This is a genomic window from Gordonia sp. PS3 (assembly GCF_041950545.1).
Lineage (GTDB): Bacteria > Actinomycetota > Actinomycetes > Mycobacteriales > Mycobacteriaceae > Gordonia > Gordonia sihwensis.
Map to the genome: position 1 here is coordinate 1,630,501 of NZ_CP169524.1, position 14,301 is coordinate 1,644,801.

Annotated in this window: 12 protein-coding genes; 3 read left to right on the forward strand and 9 right to left on the reverse strand. The window is 68.0% G+C overall.

The genetic code is table 11. The features are described 5' to 3' along the window. Nucleotides 1-57 precede the first annotated feature (57 nt). The gene (locus tag ACE11G_RS07540; protein ID WP_006895439.1) at nt 58-816 is read left to right on the forward strand and encodes a TetR/AcrR family transcriptional regulator C-terminal domain-containing protein; all 759 of its coding nucleotides are present in this window, start codon (nt 58-60) and stop codon (nt 814-816) included. 44 nt (nt 817-860) lie between these two features. On the opposite strand, the gene ACE11G_RS07545 is transcribed toward ACE11G_RS07540, so the two are convergent. The 8 genes from ACE11G_RS07545 to ACE11G_RS07580 form a co-directional block, all read right to left on the reverse strand. Then, nucleotides 861-1,619, reverse strand: a complete 759-nt coding sequence (locus tag ACE11G_RS07545; protein ID WP_006895440.1) for a hypothetical protein — start codon at nt 1,617-1,619, stop codon at nt 861-863. A gap of 72 nt (nt 1,620-1,691) precedes the next feature. Further along, nucleotides 1,692-2,213 (reverse strand): DUF402 domain-containing protein, encoded by a 522-nt coding sequence (locus tag ACE11G_RS07550; RefSeq protein WP_006895441.1) that lies wholly within the window; start codon nt 2,211-2,213, stop codon nt 1,692-1,694. Nucleotides 2,214-2,260: 47 nt separating this feature from the next. Further along, the gene (locus tag ACE11G_RS07555) at nt 2,261-3,205 is read right to left on the reverse strand and encodes a PucR family transcriptional regulator (protein WP_375003993.1); all 945 of its coding nucleotides are present in this window, start codon (nt 3,203-3,205) and stop codon (nt 2,261-2,263) included. Between the two features lie 295 nt (nt 3,206-3,500). Continuing rightward, nucleotides 3,501-4,937 carry an NAD(P)/FAD-dependent oxidoreductase gene (locus ACE11G_RS07560; protein ID WP_006895443.1) on the reverse strand — a complete coding sequence of 479 codons (1,437 nt, stop codon included), beginning with the start codon at nt 4,935-4,937 and terminating at the stop codon, nt 3,501-3,503. Then, entirely contained in the window at nt 4,937-6,358 is a 1,422-nt protein-coding gene (locus ACE11G_RS07565; RefSeq protein WP_222111410.1) for a DUF3556 domain-containing protein, read from the reverse strand. Before ACE11G_RS07565 ends, ACE11G_RS07560 begins: the two co-directional genes overlap by 1 nt. Before the next feature lie 109 nt (nt 6,359-6,467). Further along, on the reverse strand, nt 6,468-7,922 hold the full coding sequence (locus ACE11G_RS07570; RefSeq protein ID WP_278123912.1) for a class I adenylate-forming enzyme family protein: 1,455 nt from the start codon (nt 7,920-7,922) through the stop codon (nt 6,468-6,470). Nucleotides 7,923-8,043: 121 nt separating this feature from the next. Beyond that, complete coding sequence (locus ACE11G_RS07575; protein WP_006895449.1) at nt 8,044-8,490, reverse strand: ubiquinol-cytochrome c reductase iron-sulfur subunit; 447 nt, start codon at nt 8,488-8,490, stop codon at nt 8,044-8,046. Nucleotides 8,491-8,558: 68 nt separating this feature from the next. Next, on the reverse strand, nt 8,559-9,002 hold the full coding sequence (locus tag ACE11G_RS07580) for a VOC family protein (protein WP_006895451.1): 444 nt from the start codon (nt 9,000-9,002) through the stop codon (nt 8,559-8,561). 124 nt (nt 9,003-9,126) lie between these two features. On the opposite strand from ACE11G_RS07580, the gene uvrB reads away from it, so the two are divergent. Both uvrB and ACE11G_RS07590 read left to right on the forward strand, forming a co-directional pair. Next, nucleotides 9,127-11,280, forward strand: coding sequence for an excinuclease ABC subunit UvrB (gene uvrB / locus ACE11G_RS07585; protein ID WP_039867008.1), 2,154 nt, complete (start codon nt 9,127-9,129; stop codon nt 11,278-11,280). Nucleotides 11,281-11,392: 112 nt separating this feature from the next. After that, nucleotides 11,393-11,836: a universal stress protein gene (locus ACE11G_RS07590; RefSeq protein WP_006895453.1), complete on the forward strand. Its 444-nt coding sequence runs from the start codon at nt 11,393-11,395 to the stop codon at nt 11,834-11,836. Nucleotides 11,837-11,929: 93 nt separating this feature from the next. Here ACE11G_RS07590 and ACE11G_RS07595 read toward each other — a convergent pair whose 3' ends face one another. Further along, entirely contained in the window at nt 11,930-14,254 is a 2,325-nt protein-coding gene (locus ACE11G_RS07595) for an ATP-binding domain-containing protein (RefSeq protein WP_045536807.1), read from the reverse strand. Nucleotides 14,255-14,301: the final 47 nt, after the last annotated feature.

Here is a 14,301-nt window from a genome sequence, read left to right on the forward strand (position 1 = left end):
GATGACGTACGATGTACGGAACTGATACCGTACGCCTTACGGAGAGGATTGTCGAGGATGGCGGACGAGACCGAGAACGTGCGGCGCACCGTCGAACTGCTGTGGCGGGCACCGAGTGATGTTCAGGTCCGGCCGGGACCGCGGCAGCGCACCACCGTCGAGGCGGTGGTGCGGGCGGCGGTGGCGATCGCCGATGCGAACGGGCTGGCGCAGCTGTCGATGCGGGTGCTCGCCGCGGACGTCGGACTCAAGCCGATGGGGCTCTACACGTATGTGCCGAACCGGGAGATTCTGCTGGCTCTGATGATCGACGCGGTGGCGGTCGAAGACACCGCGATCGACACGAGCGCGACTATCGACGCAGTGCTGCGGGCGGTTGCCGATCAGTACCGTGACGAGATCCTCCGGCATCCGTGGCTGCTCGACGTCCCTGCGTGGCGCCCGGTCCCGGGACCGGGCTCCTCGCATAGATACGAGGTCCAGCTTTCCGCCGTCGCGGCGGCCGGGGCCAGGTCGGGGAAGCACTTCGGCGATGTGGAGCTGGACGCGGTGATTGCTTCGCTGCGAGCCTTCGCCATCGGCAATGCCCGCTCGCGGATCGACCAGATGGTGACGTACGCGAACTCGGGAATGACCGACGAACAGTGGTGGGAGACGGCCGGGCCATTGCTCGCCGATGCGATGCCCGAGGGGCGGTATCCGATCTCGTCCCAGGTCGGCACCGCCGTGGGCGAGGAGTTCGCCGGCCCGGGAAACGCCGACCACGCGTACGAGTTCGGCCTCACCCGACTGATCGCCGGCATCATCCGCGGATGAGTGCGGGTGCGCGATCGGTCGGATGAGGCCGGTGCCGGGACGGGCTACTTCCAGCCGTACCCGTCGCCCTGAATCTCGGCGCAGAAGCCGATCCGGCGCGCCGGATCGGTCTGCACCTCGTAGGTGAACGCCTTCTGCTTCTCGGAATCGGTGCAGTTCGGCACGTTCGCGGACTCGGCGCGCTCGGTGATCTTGTATCGGGCGGTCAGGCTCGACGAGGGCGTCGAACAGGCGACGGTCTTGAGGTCGGCGCCGATCGAGATGGTCGATTCCTCGTAGCACGTGCCCACCCGGTAGTTCGGGATCAGGCACATCACCTTGTCTGCTGCGCCGGTGCCGTATTCGTACACGTAGTAGTTGTAGTGGCCGGCTTCGCATGCCGCCTGGGAGTCCAGTTTGGCGCCGACGATGTACGAGACCGAGCTCGTGTCGGCGCAGTCGATGGCGGCGGTCGTCACATCGGTGGTCGATCCGTCCACGGTGATGCACGAACCGATGGGGCTCGAGTCGACGCTCGTCCCGCTGTCCTTGTCCTTCAGGATCGTCGCAGCTACGGCTCCGGCGATCACCACTGCGAGGAGGATGACGGCGACGATGACGACGCGTCGGATCCCGTTCTTCTTCGGCGGCGGCGGATAGCCCGGCGTGCCGGGGACGGGAGCGAACCCGCCGACGGGCGCTTGCGGCTGCGGGTAAGGCTGTCCGTACTGAGGATACGGTTGAGGCTGGGGTCCGGGCTGCGGATACGGCGCAGGTTGTCGGCCGGCCGGCTCGGGCTGGTGGGGCGGGGTCGGAGGCGTCATCGACGGCGGACTTCCTGTGAGGCAGATGAGAACCGTAGGGGAGTCTGTCACACGTTCGTCCGATACCGGCGATCAGGCTCGATCGAGCCATTCGAGTGGTGTACCCGCCTGCGCGTCGAGCCACGACTGCACATCTCCCGAGGTCGTCGCGCCGATCAGCGCCGTCGTCGCGATCCGCACGGCGTCTTCGGCCTGTGCGGTGGTCAGGAACCCGGCGGCATGCGCGTCGAACAATTCGTCCACGTCGATCAGCGCGAGCGGTTCGCCCGGAACGTCTACGAGATCCAGATACCAGTCGACCGCGTGCCAGCGGCCCGCCTCGTCGGGACCGGAGAACTCGCCGATATCGAGATACAGGCGTTGTCCCGGGCGGTGGCCGGCCACGAAGTGGAAGATGTTGGCGCGCAGTCCGAGAGACGGCAGCAGCCAGCTCTCCAGATGAGTGAAGCGCGGATGGTCGGCGGTGCGCGACATGTACAGCCCGAAGTCGGTGACGCGGTAGTCGAGCACCTCGCGCACGACGCCCTTGTTATCGGTGTTCGTCATCGCGGGGACGTCGAAGACCTCGCGCTTGGGCGGATGCAGATCGGCCATGCGCCCAGCTTGTCACAGCGACGGACGGCCGGCGGTGCGGAACGGCGTCATCGTGCGATGAGCACCATCGGGCCGAGGAACTCGCACGCGGTCAGCGCCAACCCCACGTCTAGCCGGTCGTGGTCCGGCCCGACGGTCGCCAGCGCCTTGTCGATGCGGTACTTGACGCTGTTCCGGTGGAGGCTGAGCCGTTCGGCGGTCCGCACGTGACTGTCGCCCGTCGCGAGAAAGACGGCCGGGGTTTCCCGCAGCGACGCGGCCGACGGGCTGTCTTCCGCGAGGTCGCCGAGGACTTCGCGGACCCACGGCCGGGTGTGCTCGATGTCGCGTTCCAGCATCGCCGCCAGCGCGATCCCGCGATCCCCGAAGCCGGTCACCTGGCCGGTCGGGCTGTCCGGCAGATGCGCGACGGTGAATGCGGCGCGCGACTGCTCGTGACTCCGGCAGAATCCGGCGGTCCCCGGCGCAGCGTCGCCGAACGCCATCCGCACACCCTCCGGCAGTGAGGCGGTCCGCAGGGCGGCGACGGCGTCCGTGCCGCGCGCACGGTCCGCCAGGGGCACCCACGCCCAGAGGGTGGAGGCGTCGACCGGAGCGATGAGCGCCGGTCCCGCCGACCCGATTCCGGCGAAGACTCGGCGCGCCACCCGATCGAGGTCCGCCAGTTCCAGGGACGCGCGTTCGGTGAGCCACAGGATGATCGCGCGATGCACCCGATCGAGGCGGTAGCCGGTCTCGCGTTCGAATGTGGCCGCGCCGGCTTCGGGAGCCGCGAGGAGATTGTGCACCGTCGAGGACAGAACGGTGCCCTGCGTCCCGATCCACCTGCGCCGTTCGTCCTCGTACACTTCGAACACCGCGGCGGTGATCCAGTCGATGTAGCGATACAGCACGGTCGAGACGTACTCGGTGAGCTCGACGGTCTCGGCCGCACCCAGGTGCTGGTCGGCGATGAGTCGGTAGCAGCGCTGCTGAACCAGGTTCTGGCCCATGTGGTAGGCCCGGACCAGCGCGTTCGACGGAATACGCGCTGAGCCAGACGCAGCGCGTATTCGACGGCCGCGGTCGGCGGCTGCAGATGAGCCAGCGGAATGTCGTTGGTCAGGATGTGAACGATGTTGGTCACGTTGGCGTGGACACTGGCCTCGAGCATCTCGACCAGCACCGGATCGGTGTCGAGCGGTTCGATCCCGCGCGCCAGTGCCTCGGCGACGACGTCCGAGAGTGCCAGGTGTCCGGCGCCGAGCGCTCGGCCGACCTCCGCGGCCCGGGCACGGACGATCTCGGTCACCGTCGTCGCCCGTCGCCCGCCCGTCGCAGATGCCGCAACGCCGACTCGGCCGCGTGATAGCCGCACAGACCGTGGACGCCGGGGCCGGGCGGTGTGGACTGCGAGCACAGGAACACCCCGTCCACTCCGGTCGAGTACGGATCCAACGCTGCCCTGGGACGAAACAGGAGCTGCAGGCCGTCATTGGCCCCGCCCATGATGTCGCCTTCGGCGTAATTCCGGTTGTACGCGGCCATCTGGGGGACCGTCGTGGTCTTCATGTCCACAATGGTGTCGCGGAATCCGGGCGCGAACCGCTCGATCTGCGAGATCACTTGCTGCGTCGCGTCGCCGGAGTAACCGGCCGGAACGTGCGCGTACGACCAGATCGGATTGATCCCCGCCGAACTGCGCGTCGGATCGGCGATGTATTGCTGTCCGACCAGGACGAACGGCCGGTCGGGCAGGACTCCCCGGTCACGGAGCTTCTCGGCGCGCCTGATCTCCTCGAAGGTCCCGCCCAGATGGACCGTGCCCGCACGTCCGCAGTCCTTATCGCGCCACGGGATGTCGCCGCGAATCGCGAAATCGACCTTGAACGCGGCGGCACCGACCCGGTGCCTGCGGTAAGCGCGCCGGATACGCGGCGGCATCCGATCGCCGTAGAGCCGTTCGGCCTGTGCGGGAGAGAGGTCGAGCAGCACGACATCGGCGGCGGGGATCTGATCGCGGGACGTGATGGTGACACCGGTCTCGATCGTGCCTCCGTGATCGGCCAGGGCGGCCGTGACCGCGGCGATGATGGAGCCGGAGCCGCCTTCGGCCACCGGCCAGCCGTATCGGTGCCCGCTCGCAGCGATCATCAAGCCCAGCGAGGCGGTCAGCGGTCGGTCGAAGTCGGTGTACACGTGGGCGGCGATGCCGCCGTAGAGTGCACGCCCGGCGGGGGTGCGAAACAGCCTGGCCATCACTGACACCGGGAGCAGCGCCCGCGGGCCGAAGGCCGCGAGTTCGAACGGGTGGACGGGTGCATGGGCGATCGGCCGCAGCAGATCGTGTCCGAGATCGTCGAAGTTCCTGGCGAGATCCCCGAGGACGGCGCGCCAACGGCGCCCGTCGGCGCCCAGCCCGTCCGCGGTCTCGGTGATCGACCGGAACAGCAGCGCGGTCTCACCGGAGTCGAGGGGATGGGCGCAGTCGATCTCGGGCCGGCGCCATCGTAAGCCGTAGCGGCCGAGATCGATCTCCCTCCAGAACGGCGAACCCACCCCCATCGGATGAAACGCCGAGCACAGGTCGTGGATCACACCCGGCACCAGCGACTCCGCCGAGCGAGCACCCCCGCCGACGGTGTCCGCGGCTTCGAGCACCTGGACCTTCACGCCGTTGCGTGCGAGCTGCAGCCCGGCGGCGAGCCCGTTGGGCCCGCCGCCGACGATGACCGCGGTGGACATCAGACGGTCTCCGCCGCAGGCGTATCCGTCTCCGCCGGCGTGTCCGTCTTCGCGACTGTCTCCGTCTCCGTCGAAGTGCGGGGTCCGGCTTGATGATTCACGGTCTCAGCCTGGTCGACGCTGGTATAGGCGTCAATGCCCGGATGCGGGCTCGCGAACTCGCGACGCCAGGTCACCTCCACCGGGATCGGGCCGTGCGGCAGCCACGGCTGTTCGTTCACCGCGTCGCGGACCCGCCACCGGCCGCGCTCCACGACACCGAGTGCGGCGTCGATGATCAGATAGTCCTGGGTTCCACGGTGGATGGGCTGGGACTCGGCCCACACCACGGTGAACTCGCCCGGTGCGAATCCACAGCGACGTTGCAGGGCGGCGATCATCTTGGTGTCGTGGAGATGGCCGTCACCGAAGTTGAACGCGACCAGCGAGTTGCAGGAGAACTCGGCTTCGCGCAGGTCGTAGGTGTTCATCCGGTCGTCGCCGAGATGCCGCTGCATCAGCGACAGCAGGCCGCGGCCCTGGCTGTGCATCGATCGCCAGGCGAGCATCTGGTGCATCACCACGTCGGCGACCTCGTCCGGGAACGTCGCCGTGAGCTGCGTCTTCGTGTTGAGCGAGGAGCGCACCACGTGGCGGTTGAGCTTCTCCTCGGCGCCGGGCGCGAAGGCCCAGGTGGCCTTCGAGACGCCGGCACCGACCCACACCACCACGATGAGCAGTTTGAGCGCGAGGATCATGTCGACGAAGGGCAGGAAGGCGAAGAAGGCCACCGCAGGCAGATACTGCTCTGATCGCGCCGCGATGAACGGCACCTTGTCCCGCAGCCCCAGGATCACCATCATCGCGAGGTAGGGATAGAGCACGGCCGGATCCACGAGACCGTGATTGCCCGGCACCAGAGCGTCGAGCCGGCTTCCGTGCACGGTGGGCAGGAACAGTGCCACGACGAGGTTCACGACGATCGCCGCGTAGAGCGCGACGTCGAAGAGGGTTCGGGAGTCACCCTTGGTGAAGGGAACTCTGTCCGGCCACGGTGGCAGCCGGATGGTCCGGGGCCGGAGCCAGAACAGCGCGCCGCCGGTCATCGGCTTGAAGTGCCCGGCCAGCGGTCCCCACGAGCCGCCGACGCCCAGCGTCTCGACGAGGAGTGTCCAGAGGACCAGCTTCTGATACACCACCGGCTGGTTCCACCACTCCGAGACGGCCAGCGGCGAGTGGCCCGAGCTCAGCGTGGCGATCGTGACGCCGACACCGATGTAAAGGATGAGGACTTTGGCGAGGTAGATGAGGTGAACCGCCTTCTGCGTACCGAAGCCGTACTCGGCCCAGTGCGTGCTGAGCACGCGCAGGCGGTCCAGCAGCGGTCGCCGGCGGAAGGTCGCCGGATCGACCGGCGGGAAGTCGGGTTGCGTGAGACCCATGGTTGGTCACTCCAATCGTGTAGGGAGAGAGCGGAGAGCAGGTGTTCGCCGGACAGGGGGTATCGCGCCGCGGCGTGCGCGGCGTGCGGGAAGTCGGGGTGCGAGAGCGTCAGCTGGAGACGAGCCCGCGACGGAGGGCGGGCTTGTCGATCTTGCCGACCGGGTTGCGGGGGAGTTCGGTGACGATGTGGACGGCGTCGGGGAGTTTGACCCGCGCCAGCCGCCCGGCGAGGTGCGCGGTGATCTCATGGGAGTCCACGGTGGCGCCGGGATGGCGGACGACGTAGGCGACGGGCACTTCTCCGTACAGGCTGTCCGGTGCGCCGACGACGGCGCACTCGAGGACGTCCGGGTGCGTCGCGAGCGCCGCCTCGATCTCCTTCGGATACAGGTTCTCGCCGCCGCGGATGATCATGTCCTTGATGCGGTCGACCACGGTGAGGTAGCCGTCGGCGTCGAGGCGTCCGACGTCACCGGTGTGCAGCCGCCCGTCGACGAGGACGTCAGCGGTCGCGCCGGGCCGGCCGAGGTAGCCGAGCATCACCGCCGGACCGCTGATCACGATCTCGCCCGTCTCGCCTGCGGGCAGCGCGCGGCCCTCGGCGTCCACGACGGCGATCGTCTGGCCGGGCAGGGCGGGTCCCACCGTGCCGAGCCGGCGTTCGCCGCGCAGCGGATTGCAGGCGCTGGCGCATGTGGCTTCGGTGAGTCCGTAGCCCTCGAGGATCGGGAACGCGAACCGCGACTGGACCAGCGTGAGGAGCTCTCGCGAGATCGGAGCCGCACCGCAGATCGCGACTCGGATCGAGGACATGTCGGCGTCGGCGGAGTCGGAGGAGGACGCGAGGAGCGCGTAGACGGTGGGGACACCGGAGAAGTACGTGGGCCGCAGGCGACGCACGTCGTCGAAGAACCTGCTCACGGAGAACCGTCCGGTGATGCTGACCTGAGCGCCTGCGAGGAACGGTGAGAGGACGGACACGCAGATCGCGTTCACGTGGAAGAGCGGCAGAATGAGGAGGGCGTGATCGGCGGCCGTCAGTTCCAGCAACCGCACCATCGACGTCGCCATGAAGTGCAGGTTGGCGTGGGTCAGCTGCACGCCCTTGGGGCGCCCGGTGGACCCGGATGTGTAGATCAGCAGGGCCACCGCATCACGCGGCGGGGCCGCAGGCGCGATCCACCCGGAACTCGGTTCGAGGGCGAGGTCCTCCACGTCGAGGACGGGCCGGTCGCCGACGGCACGGTCGGCGACCACGACTCTCGCGCCGGCATCGTCGAGCTGATGGGTGGACTCCTCGTCGGTGAACGCCGGATTGACCGGCGTCGCGGTCGCGCCGAGCCGCCACGCGGCGGCCATCACCACGATCAGTTCCGCACGATTCGGCAGCATCGCGGCCACGACGTCGCCCGCGACGACGCCGCGTGCGGCGAGTTGTTCTGCGCAAGCGTCGACCCGAGTCGCGAACGCCGCATACGAGTGTTCGTGGCGGTCGTCTCGAATGCACGGTGCCTCGCCTCGAACGGCATTGTCCCAGGGGAAGTACGACGCGGTCGGAGTCACGTGGGTCACCTTTCATTGATGTTGTGAGAGACAACACTAGAAAGGTGTTCGTGGGCGGGCTACGGCCTGCGAAGCCAGAATTCGCGGCGGTGATTGTGCACTGAGCACAAGGCCCGCGGCGTCACTGCCGGATGATGTTGGAACCGTCGACTCGCACCGAGACCTTGCTGAGCGGCCGGTCGGCGGGGCCGTTCGCGACGGTGCCGTCGAGGTGGAACTTACTGCCGTGGCACGGGCAGTCGATGGTGCCGTCGCTGACTCCGGAGAGGGTGCAGCCCGCATGCGTGCACGTAGCGTTGAACGCTTGGTAATCGCCCGCTCTCGGCTGGGTGATCACCACGTCACCGGCGATCACCCCACCGCCGACGGGGACGTCGGAGACGGTGGCCAGCGTGCCGGCCGGGGCTCCGGACGGCGGGGTCACGCCCGCCGGAGCGGACTCGCGCGAACCGCACGCGCTCAGCGCGACGCCGAGAGTCAGGGCTCCGGCGGTGGCACCCGCGCCCGCGACAAAGGTCCGGCGCGAGACGCCCGCGGGGCTGGTTGAGGTCGGGGTGTCAGAAGACATGGCTGGTCGGTCCCTTCGGTAGCGAGTCGATGCGGATTCATCATCGCGCAGCCCGAGTGCCGGTGCGGTCAGACGCCGCGGATGGTTCCGTCGTCGTCGACGGAGAAGGCCGGGTTCCATACGAAGTCCCACCGGAAGCCGTCCGGGTCGGCGACGCATGCGCTGGTGCCGCCCCACTCCTGAGTCGTCGGCGGGTTGATCGCTGACGCGCCGGCGGCGACGGCCGCGTCGAACATGCGCTGCACGGTGGCGGCGTCGCCGACGTTGTGTCCGAGCGACATCGGCGGGGCGAGCTCGCCGTGACCCACAGCGCCGTACTCGCCGGGCATGGAGGAGACGTTCCACAGTGCGAGCATCAAGCCGGGGCCGATCTGCAGGAACGTGATCTCGCCGGGGATCGAGTTCAGGACGCGGAAGCCGAGTCCATCGGCATAGAACGTCGTCGACCGCTCGACGTCGCGGACGCCGAGAGTGATCGCGCTGACGGGAGGTGGAACGGCGGGAACTGTCATGGCGACCTCCGAGGACCGATTGGCTGTACGGCGATTCTGCACCAGGGGTCGGACATCGACTACCCCTCCAGGGCGCCCTCGTTTCGATCCGGCCCATGTCAGACCACGCGTCTACCCTGGTGTCATGGCATTCCCAGCGGAGAAACCGGTGATCGCGCACTCGGAGTTCCGGCCGATCGGAGAGATCGAGCGTACCGACGCGAAGTTCGAGGTCGTCAGCGAATACGAGCCGGCGGGCGACCAGCCGACCGCGATCGCAGACCTGGAGCGACGGCTCAAGGCCGGTGAACGCGACATCGTCCTGCTCGGTGCCACCGGCACGGGCAAGTCGGCGACCACCGCGTGGCTCATCGAGCGCGTGCAGCGGCCCACCCTGGTAATGGCGCCCAACAAGACGCTTGCCGCTCAGCTCGCGAACGAGTTGCGAGAGATGTTGCCGCACAACGCCGTCGAGTACTTCGTCTCGTACTACGACTACTACCAGCCCGAGGCGTACATCGCGCAGACGGACACCTACATCGAGAAGGACAGCTCGATCAACGACGACGTGGAGCGGCTCCGGCACGCGGCCACGTCGAGTCTGCTGTCGCGCCGAGACGTGGTGGTGGTCGCGTCCGTGTCCTGCATCTACGGCCTGGGGACGCCGCAGTCGTACCTCGACCGCTCGGTGGAACTGTCCGTCGGCGACTCGATCGACCGCGACGCGCTGCTGCGGCTGCTGGTCGACGTCCAGTACACGCGGAACGACGTCGCGTTCACCCGTGGCGGGTTCCGCGTACGGGGCGATACCGTCGAGATCATCCCCTCGTATGAGGAGCTCGCGGTCCGGATCGAGTTCTTCGGCGACGAGGTCGACGCGCTCTATTATCTGCATCCGCTGACCGGTGAGGTGGTGCGCAAGGTCGACTCGCTGAGGATCTTTCCCGCGACCCACTACGTCGCCGGTCCGGAACGGATGGCGGTCGCGATGGCGAGCATCGAGAAGGAACTCGAGGAGCGGCTCGCCGACCTCGAGGCCAAGGGCAAGCTGCTCGAAGCGCAACGACTGCGGATGCGGACCACGTACGACCTCGAGATGATGCGTCAGGTCGGCTTCTGCTCGGGTATCGAGAACTACTCGCGCCATATCGACGGCCGCGGACCGGGGACCGCCCCGGCGACCCTGCTCGACTACTTCCCGGACGACTTCCTCCTGGTGATCGACGAGTCTCATGTGACTGTCCCGCAGATCGGCGCGATGTATGAGGGCGACATGTCCCGCAAGCGCAATCTGGTCGAATACGGGTTCCGTCTGCCGTCCGCCGTCGACAACCGTCCGCTCACGTGGGACGAGTTCGTCGACCGAGTCGGACAGACCGTGTATCTGTCCGCCACGCCGGGACCCTACGAGCTCGGCCAGTCCGGAGGCGAGTTCGTCGAGCAGGTCATCCGACCGACCGGCCTGCTCGATCCGCAGATCGTGGTGAAGCCGACCAAGGGACAGATCGACGATCTGGTGCACGAGATCCGCGAACGCACCGACCGCCAGGAACGGGTGCTGGTCACCACCCTCACCAAGAAGATGGCCGAAGACCTCACCGACTACCTGCTCGAACTCGGCATCCGGGTGCGCTACCTGCATTCGGAGGTCGACACCCTCAGGCGCGTGGAGTTGCTCAGACAGCTGCGCACCGGTGAATACGACGTGCTCGTCGGCATCAACCTGCTCCGTGAGGGCCTCGACCTTCCGGAGGTCTCGTTGGTCGCGATTCTCGACGCGGACAAGGAGGGCTTCCTACGCAGCACCACATCGCTGATCCAGACCATCGGTCGCGCCGCCCGAAACGTCTCGGGCGAGGTCCACATGTACGCCGACAAGATCACCGATTCGATGGCGAATGCGATCGAGGAGACCGACCGGCGTCGTGCCAAGCAGATCGCCTACAACGAGGAGAAGGGGGTCGACCCGCAGCCGCTGCGGAAGAAGATCGCCGACATCCTCGACCAGGTGTACGCGGAGGCCGAGGACGCGGTGGAGATCGGCGGCTCAGGACGCAACGCCAGTCGAGGGCGACGCGCGCAGGGCGAAGTGTCGAAGGTCGCAACCTCGGGGGTCATCGAGAATCGGGACACATCGGCCATGCCCCGCGCGGAACTGGCCGATCTGGTGCAACAACTCACCGAGCAGATGATGAATGCGGCCCGTGATCTGCAGTTCGAGTTGGCGGCACGCCTGCGTGACGAGATCGCAGATCTCAAGAAGGAACTGCGCGGAATGGACGCCGCAGGGATCAAGTGACGCAGATCCGCGGTGAGTCAAGGTATGTTCATGACCGGTAAGGCATTCCGAGGCCGGATGCGGAGATCGTTCACATATCGGCCCCACGTCGCTTCTGGAGGGAAAGACAGGCATGAGCGGTTACACCACAGTCGTGGTCGGCACGGACGGCTCGGAGTCGTCGATGAAGGCAGTCGAGCGTGCTGGAGCGATCGCCGGGGACGCAACCGTCGTCATCGCGTGCGCGTACTTCCCGAACGACGGGAAGGCGGCCGCCGCCGCGTCGGACACGCTGCGTGACGAGGCGTACCAGGTGATGGGATCGTCGCCGACCGAGGAGATCCTCCGCACCGCGAAGGAGCGGGCCGTCAAGGCCGGTGCCACCAAGGTGGTCCAGCGTGCGGTGCAGGGCGCCCCGGTCGACGCGCTTCTGCAGCTCGTCGTCGACGTGCAGGCGGATCTGCTGGTGGTCGGCAACAAGGGCCTGAACTCGATCGCCGGCCGCCTGCTGGGTTCGGTCCCGGCCGACGTCGCGCGCAAGGCCGCCTGCGATGTCCTGATCGTCCACACCACGTAGACCGGCACGACGCGGGGCGATTCGTATCGACCGCCACGGTCAACCGGAGCCCGGCCGAACCGCCTCACGCGGCTCGGCCGGGCTCCGTTCTCGTCATTCGTGCGGGAGGTCGTCCGGGAGGTCGGCGAGGTCGGGCGGCAGGGCGCGCGCGTGTACCACCACCAGACGCTGGGTGGCTCGGGTGAGCGCCACGTACAGGTCGTTGTATCCGCGCGGCGACTCCGCGATCAGGTCGGCGGGCTCGAGCAGGATCACGTTGTCGAACTCCAGACCCTTCGCCGCGGTGATCGCGTGCACCGTGGCCCGATCGCCGGGCGACGCGAGTGCGCGGACGTCCTCGGCGGTGCCGTCCGAGGCGATGATCGTGGTGAGGCCGGGCCAGCGGGAGCCCTCCGCGAGCGCGACTGCCGCGGCGGCGGCATCGTCGGATCGGATCGCGTATGGCTCGATCCCGTTGGAGCGCAACGACTCCGGCGGTGCTTGATCCGGATTGATCCAGTTCAGAACACGGTTGGCGTACCGCGTGATCTCCGACGGAGTGCGATAGTTGACGGTCAGTTCGTGCAATCGCCAGCGGTCGGCGACGTAGGGTTCGAAGACCTCGCGCCACGAATCGGCGCCCGCGGCATCGCCCGTCTGGGCGGTGTCGCCGATGACGGTCATCCAGCGATTGGGGATCCGCCGCATCACCATTCGCCACGCCATCGAGGAGAGTTCCTGCGCCTCGTCGACGATGACGTGCCCGAAGGTCCAGGTCCGGTCGTCGTGGGCCCGCTCGGCGGTGGTCCGGCTCGTGGTGTGCACCTGCCGTTCGGCCAGTTGCTCGGCGTCGATCAGGTCGTACGCCATCAGGATCTCGGGGTCGAGGTCGTCCTCCAGATCCTGCGGTGCCGAACCGGTCAGGATGTCGAGGGCGTCCTGGGCTTCGGCGAGCCGTTGCCGCCACTGCGCGCGTTGGACCTGTTCGGCCTCGTCGGTACGGTATCCGATCAGTTCCGCGAGTTCGTCGAGCAGCGGGACGTCGGCGGGAGAGAAGTCGGCGCCGTCGCGCAGGGGATGCGCATCGCGACGGAGTGCGTCGCGTTCCTCGTCGGTCCAACCGCGCGTCGACTTCCGCAGGAGTGCGGGGTCGTCGTAGAGCTCGCGGAGAACCCCTTGCGGTGTCAAGGCAGGCCAGAACTCGCCGAGCGCCTGGACGACGTGGGGATCGGACTCCAGCTCCCGGCGGATGTCCTCCAGATCGGCGCTGGTGAGCAGTTGGCTGCCGTCCAGCGGGTCTGCTCCCACCTGGCGGGCGTGCACCTCTGCGAGTTCGTCGAGCGCCGCCCGCAGGAAGGCGCGCTGCGCGAGATTGTGGGCCCGTCGCGTGGACCGCGCGTGCGCCCGCGCAGCCTTGACCACCTCGGCGTCGATCGGGAGCTCATAGCCGTCGAACGGGACGGTGACACCGCGGCCGGGGAGCGCCTGTTTGGCGCGGACCGCGGCGCGGAGCACGTTCAGCATCCGCTGGTCGCCTTTCAGCGCGGTTGCGGTGCGGGAGTCTCTGGCCCGCGCGCGCACATCGGGGAACAGGTCTCCGACGGTGGAGAGCAGGACTCCCGTCTCGCCGAGCGAGGGAAGAACCTGGCCGATGTACTGAAGGAAATCGGCGTTCGGCCCGATGATGAGCACACCGCTGCGCGAGAGCATGTCGCGGTAGGTGTACAGCAGGTATGCGGCGCGGTGCAGCGCTACCGCGGTCTTACCGGTGCCCGGCCCGCCCTGGACCACCGTGACGCCGCGATGCGTGGAGCGGATGATCTCGTCCTGCTCGCGTTGGATCGTCTCGACGATGTCGGTCATCTCGCCCGTGCGAGCGGCGTTGAGAGCGTCCACCAGGGCCGCCTCGTTGACGACGTTGCCGCCGAGCTCGGCGCCGTCGGAGCTCGTCTCGATGCGGCCGGATGCGAGGTACTCGTCGGACACGGATCGGACCGCACGCGACCGCGTCCGGATGTGCCTGCGGCGTTCCACGTCTTCCGGTGACGCGGGGGTCGCGAGATAGAAGGGCCGGGCCAGTGGGGCGCGCCAGTCGAGGAGCAGCGTCGTGTCCTGCTCGTCGTCGTCGAGGATTCCGATCCGGCCGATGCGCCGGACGGTGTCGGTGTCGGTGCCGTCGGTCATGTCGAGCCGACCGAAGTACAGGTTGTGTTCGGCGGCGTCGATCTTGACCAGGTCCTCCTGGTACATCCGTTCGTACGACTCGCGTTCGGAGAGCGCCTGCGGTGTGCCCGCCGACTCGCGGAGAGTCTCGCTCAGCCTGCGCTTGGCGTTGGCACGCATGCGGTCGAGCCGGCCGTACACCGCATCCAGATGGACTTGCTCCTGCGCGAGTCGCGGATCGGATGCGGTGTCGGCCGGCGTGGGGTCGGAGGGCACGGAACGGGGGTGTGGCGCTGTCACAGTCGTTCCATGTTACCGGGATC

Excerpts from the sequence above, each read along its gene's own strand:
- ACE11G_RS07540 (WP_006895439.1), top strand. The coding sequence starts at position 58 with ATGGCGGACGAGACCGAGAACGTGCGGCGCACCGTCGAACTGCTGTGG.
- ACE11G_RS07545 (WP_006895440.1), bottom strand. The coding sequence starts at position 1,619 with ATGACGCCTCCGACCCCGCCCCACCAGCCCGAGCCGGCCGGCCGACAA.
- ACE11G_RS07550 (WP_006895441.1), bottom strand. The coding sequence starts at position 2,213 with ATGGCCGATCTGCATCCGCCCAAGCGCGAGGTCTTCGACGTCCCCGCG.
- ACE11G_RS07555 (WP_375003993.1), bottom strand. The coding sequence starts at position 3,205 with ATGGGCCAGAACCTGGTTCAGCAGCGCTGCTACCGACTCATCGCCGAC.
- ACE11G_RS07560 (WP_006895443.1), bottom strand. The coding sequence starts at position 4,937 with ATGTCCACCGCGGTCATCGTCGGCGGCGGGCCCAACGGGCTCGCCGCC.
- ACE11G_RS07565 (WP_222111410.1), bottom strand. The coding sequence starts at position 6,358 with ATGGGTCTCACGCAACCCGACTTCCCGCCGGTCGATCCGGCGACCTTC.
- ACE11G_RS07575 (WP_006895449.1), bottom strand. The coding sequence starts at position 8,490 with ATGTCTTCTGACACCCCGACCTCAACCAGCCCCGCGGGCGTCTCGCGC.
- ACE11G_RS07580 (WP_006895451.1), bottom strand. The coding sequence starts at position 9,002 with ATGACAGTTCCCGCCGTTCCACCTCCCGTCAGCGCGATCACTCTCGGC.
- uvrB (WP_039867008.1), top strand. The coding sequence starts at position 9,127 with ATGGCATTCCCAGCGGAGAAACCGGTGATCGCGCACTCGGAGTTCCGG.
- ACE11G_RS07590 (WP_006895453.1), top strand. The coding sequence starts at position 11,393 with ATGAGCGGTTACACCACAGTCGTGGTCGGCACGGACGGCTCGGAGTCG.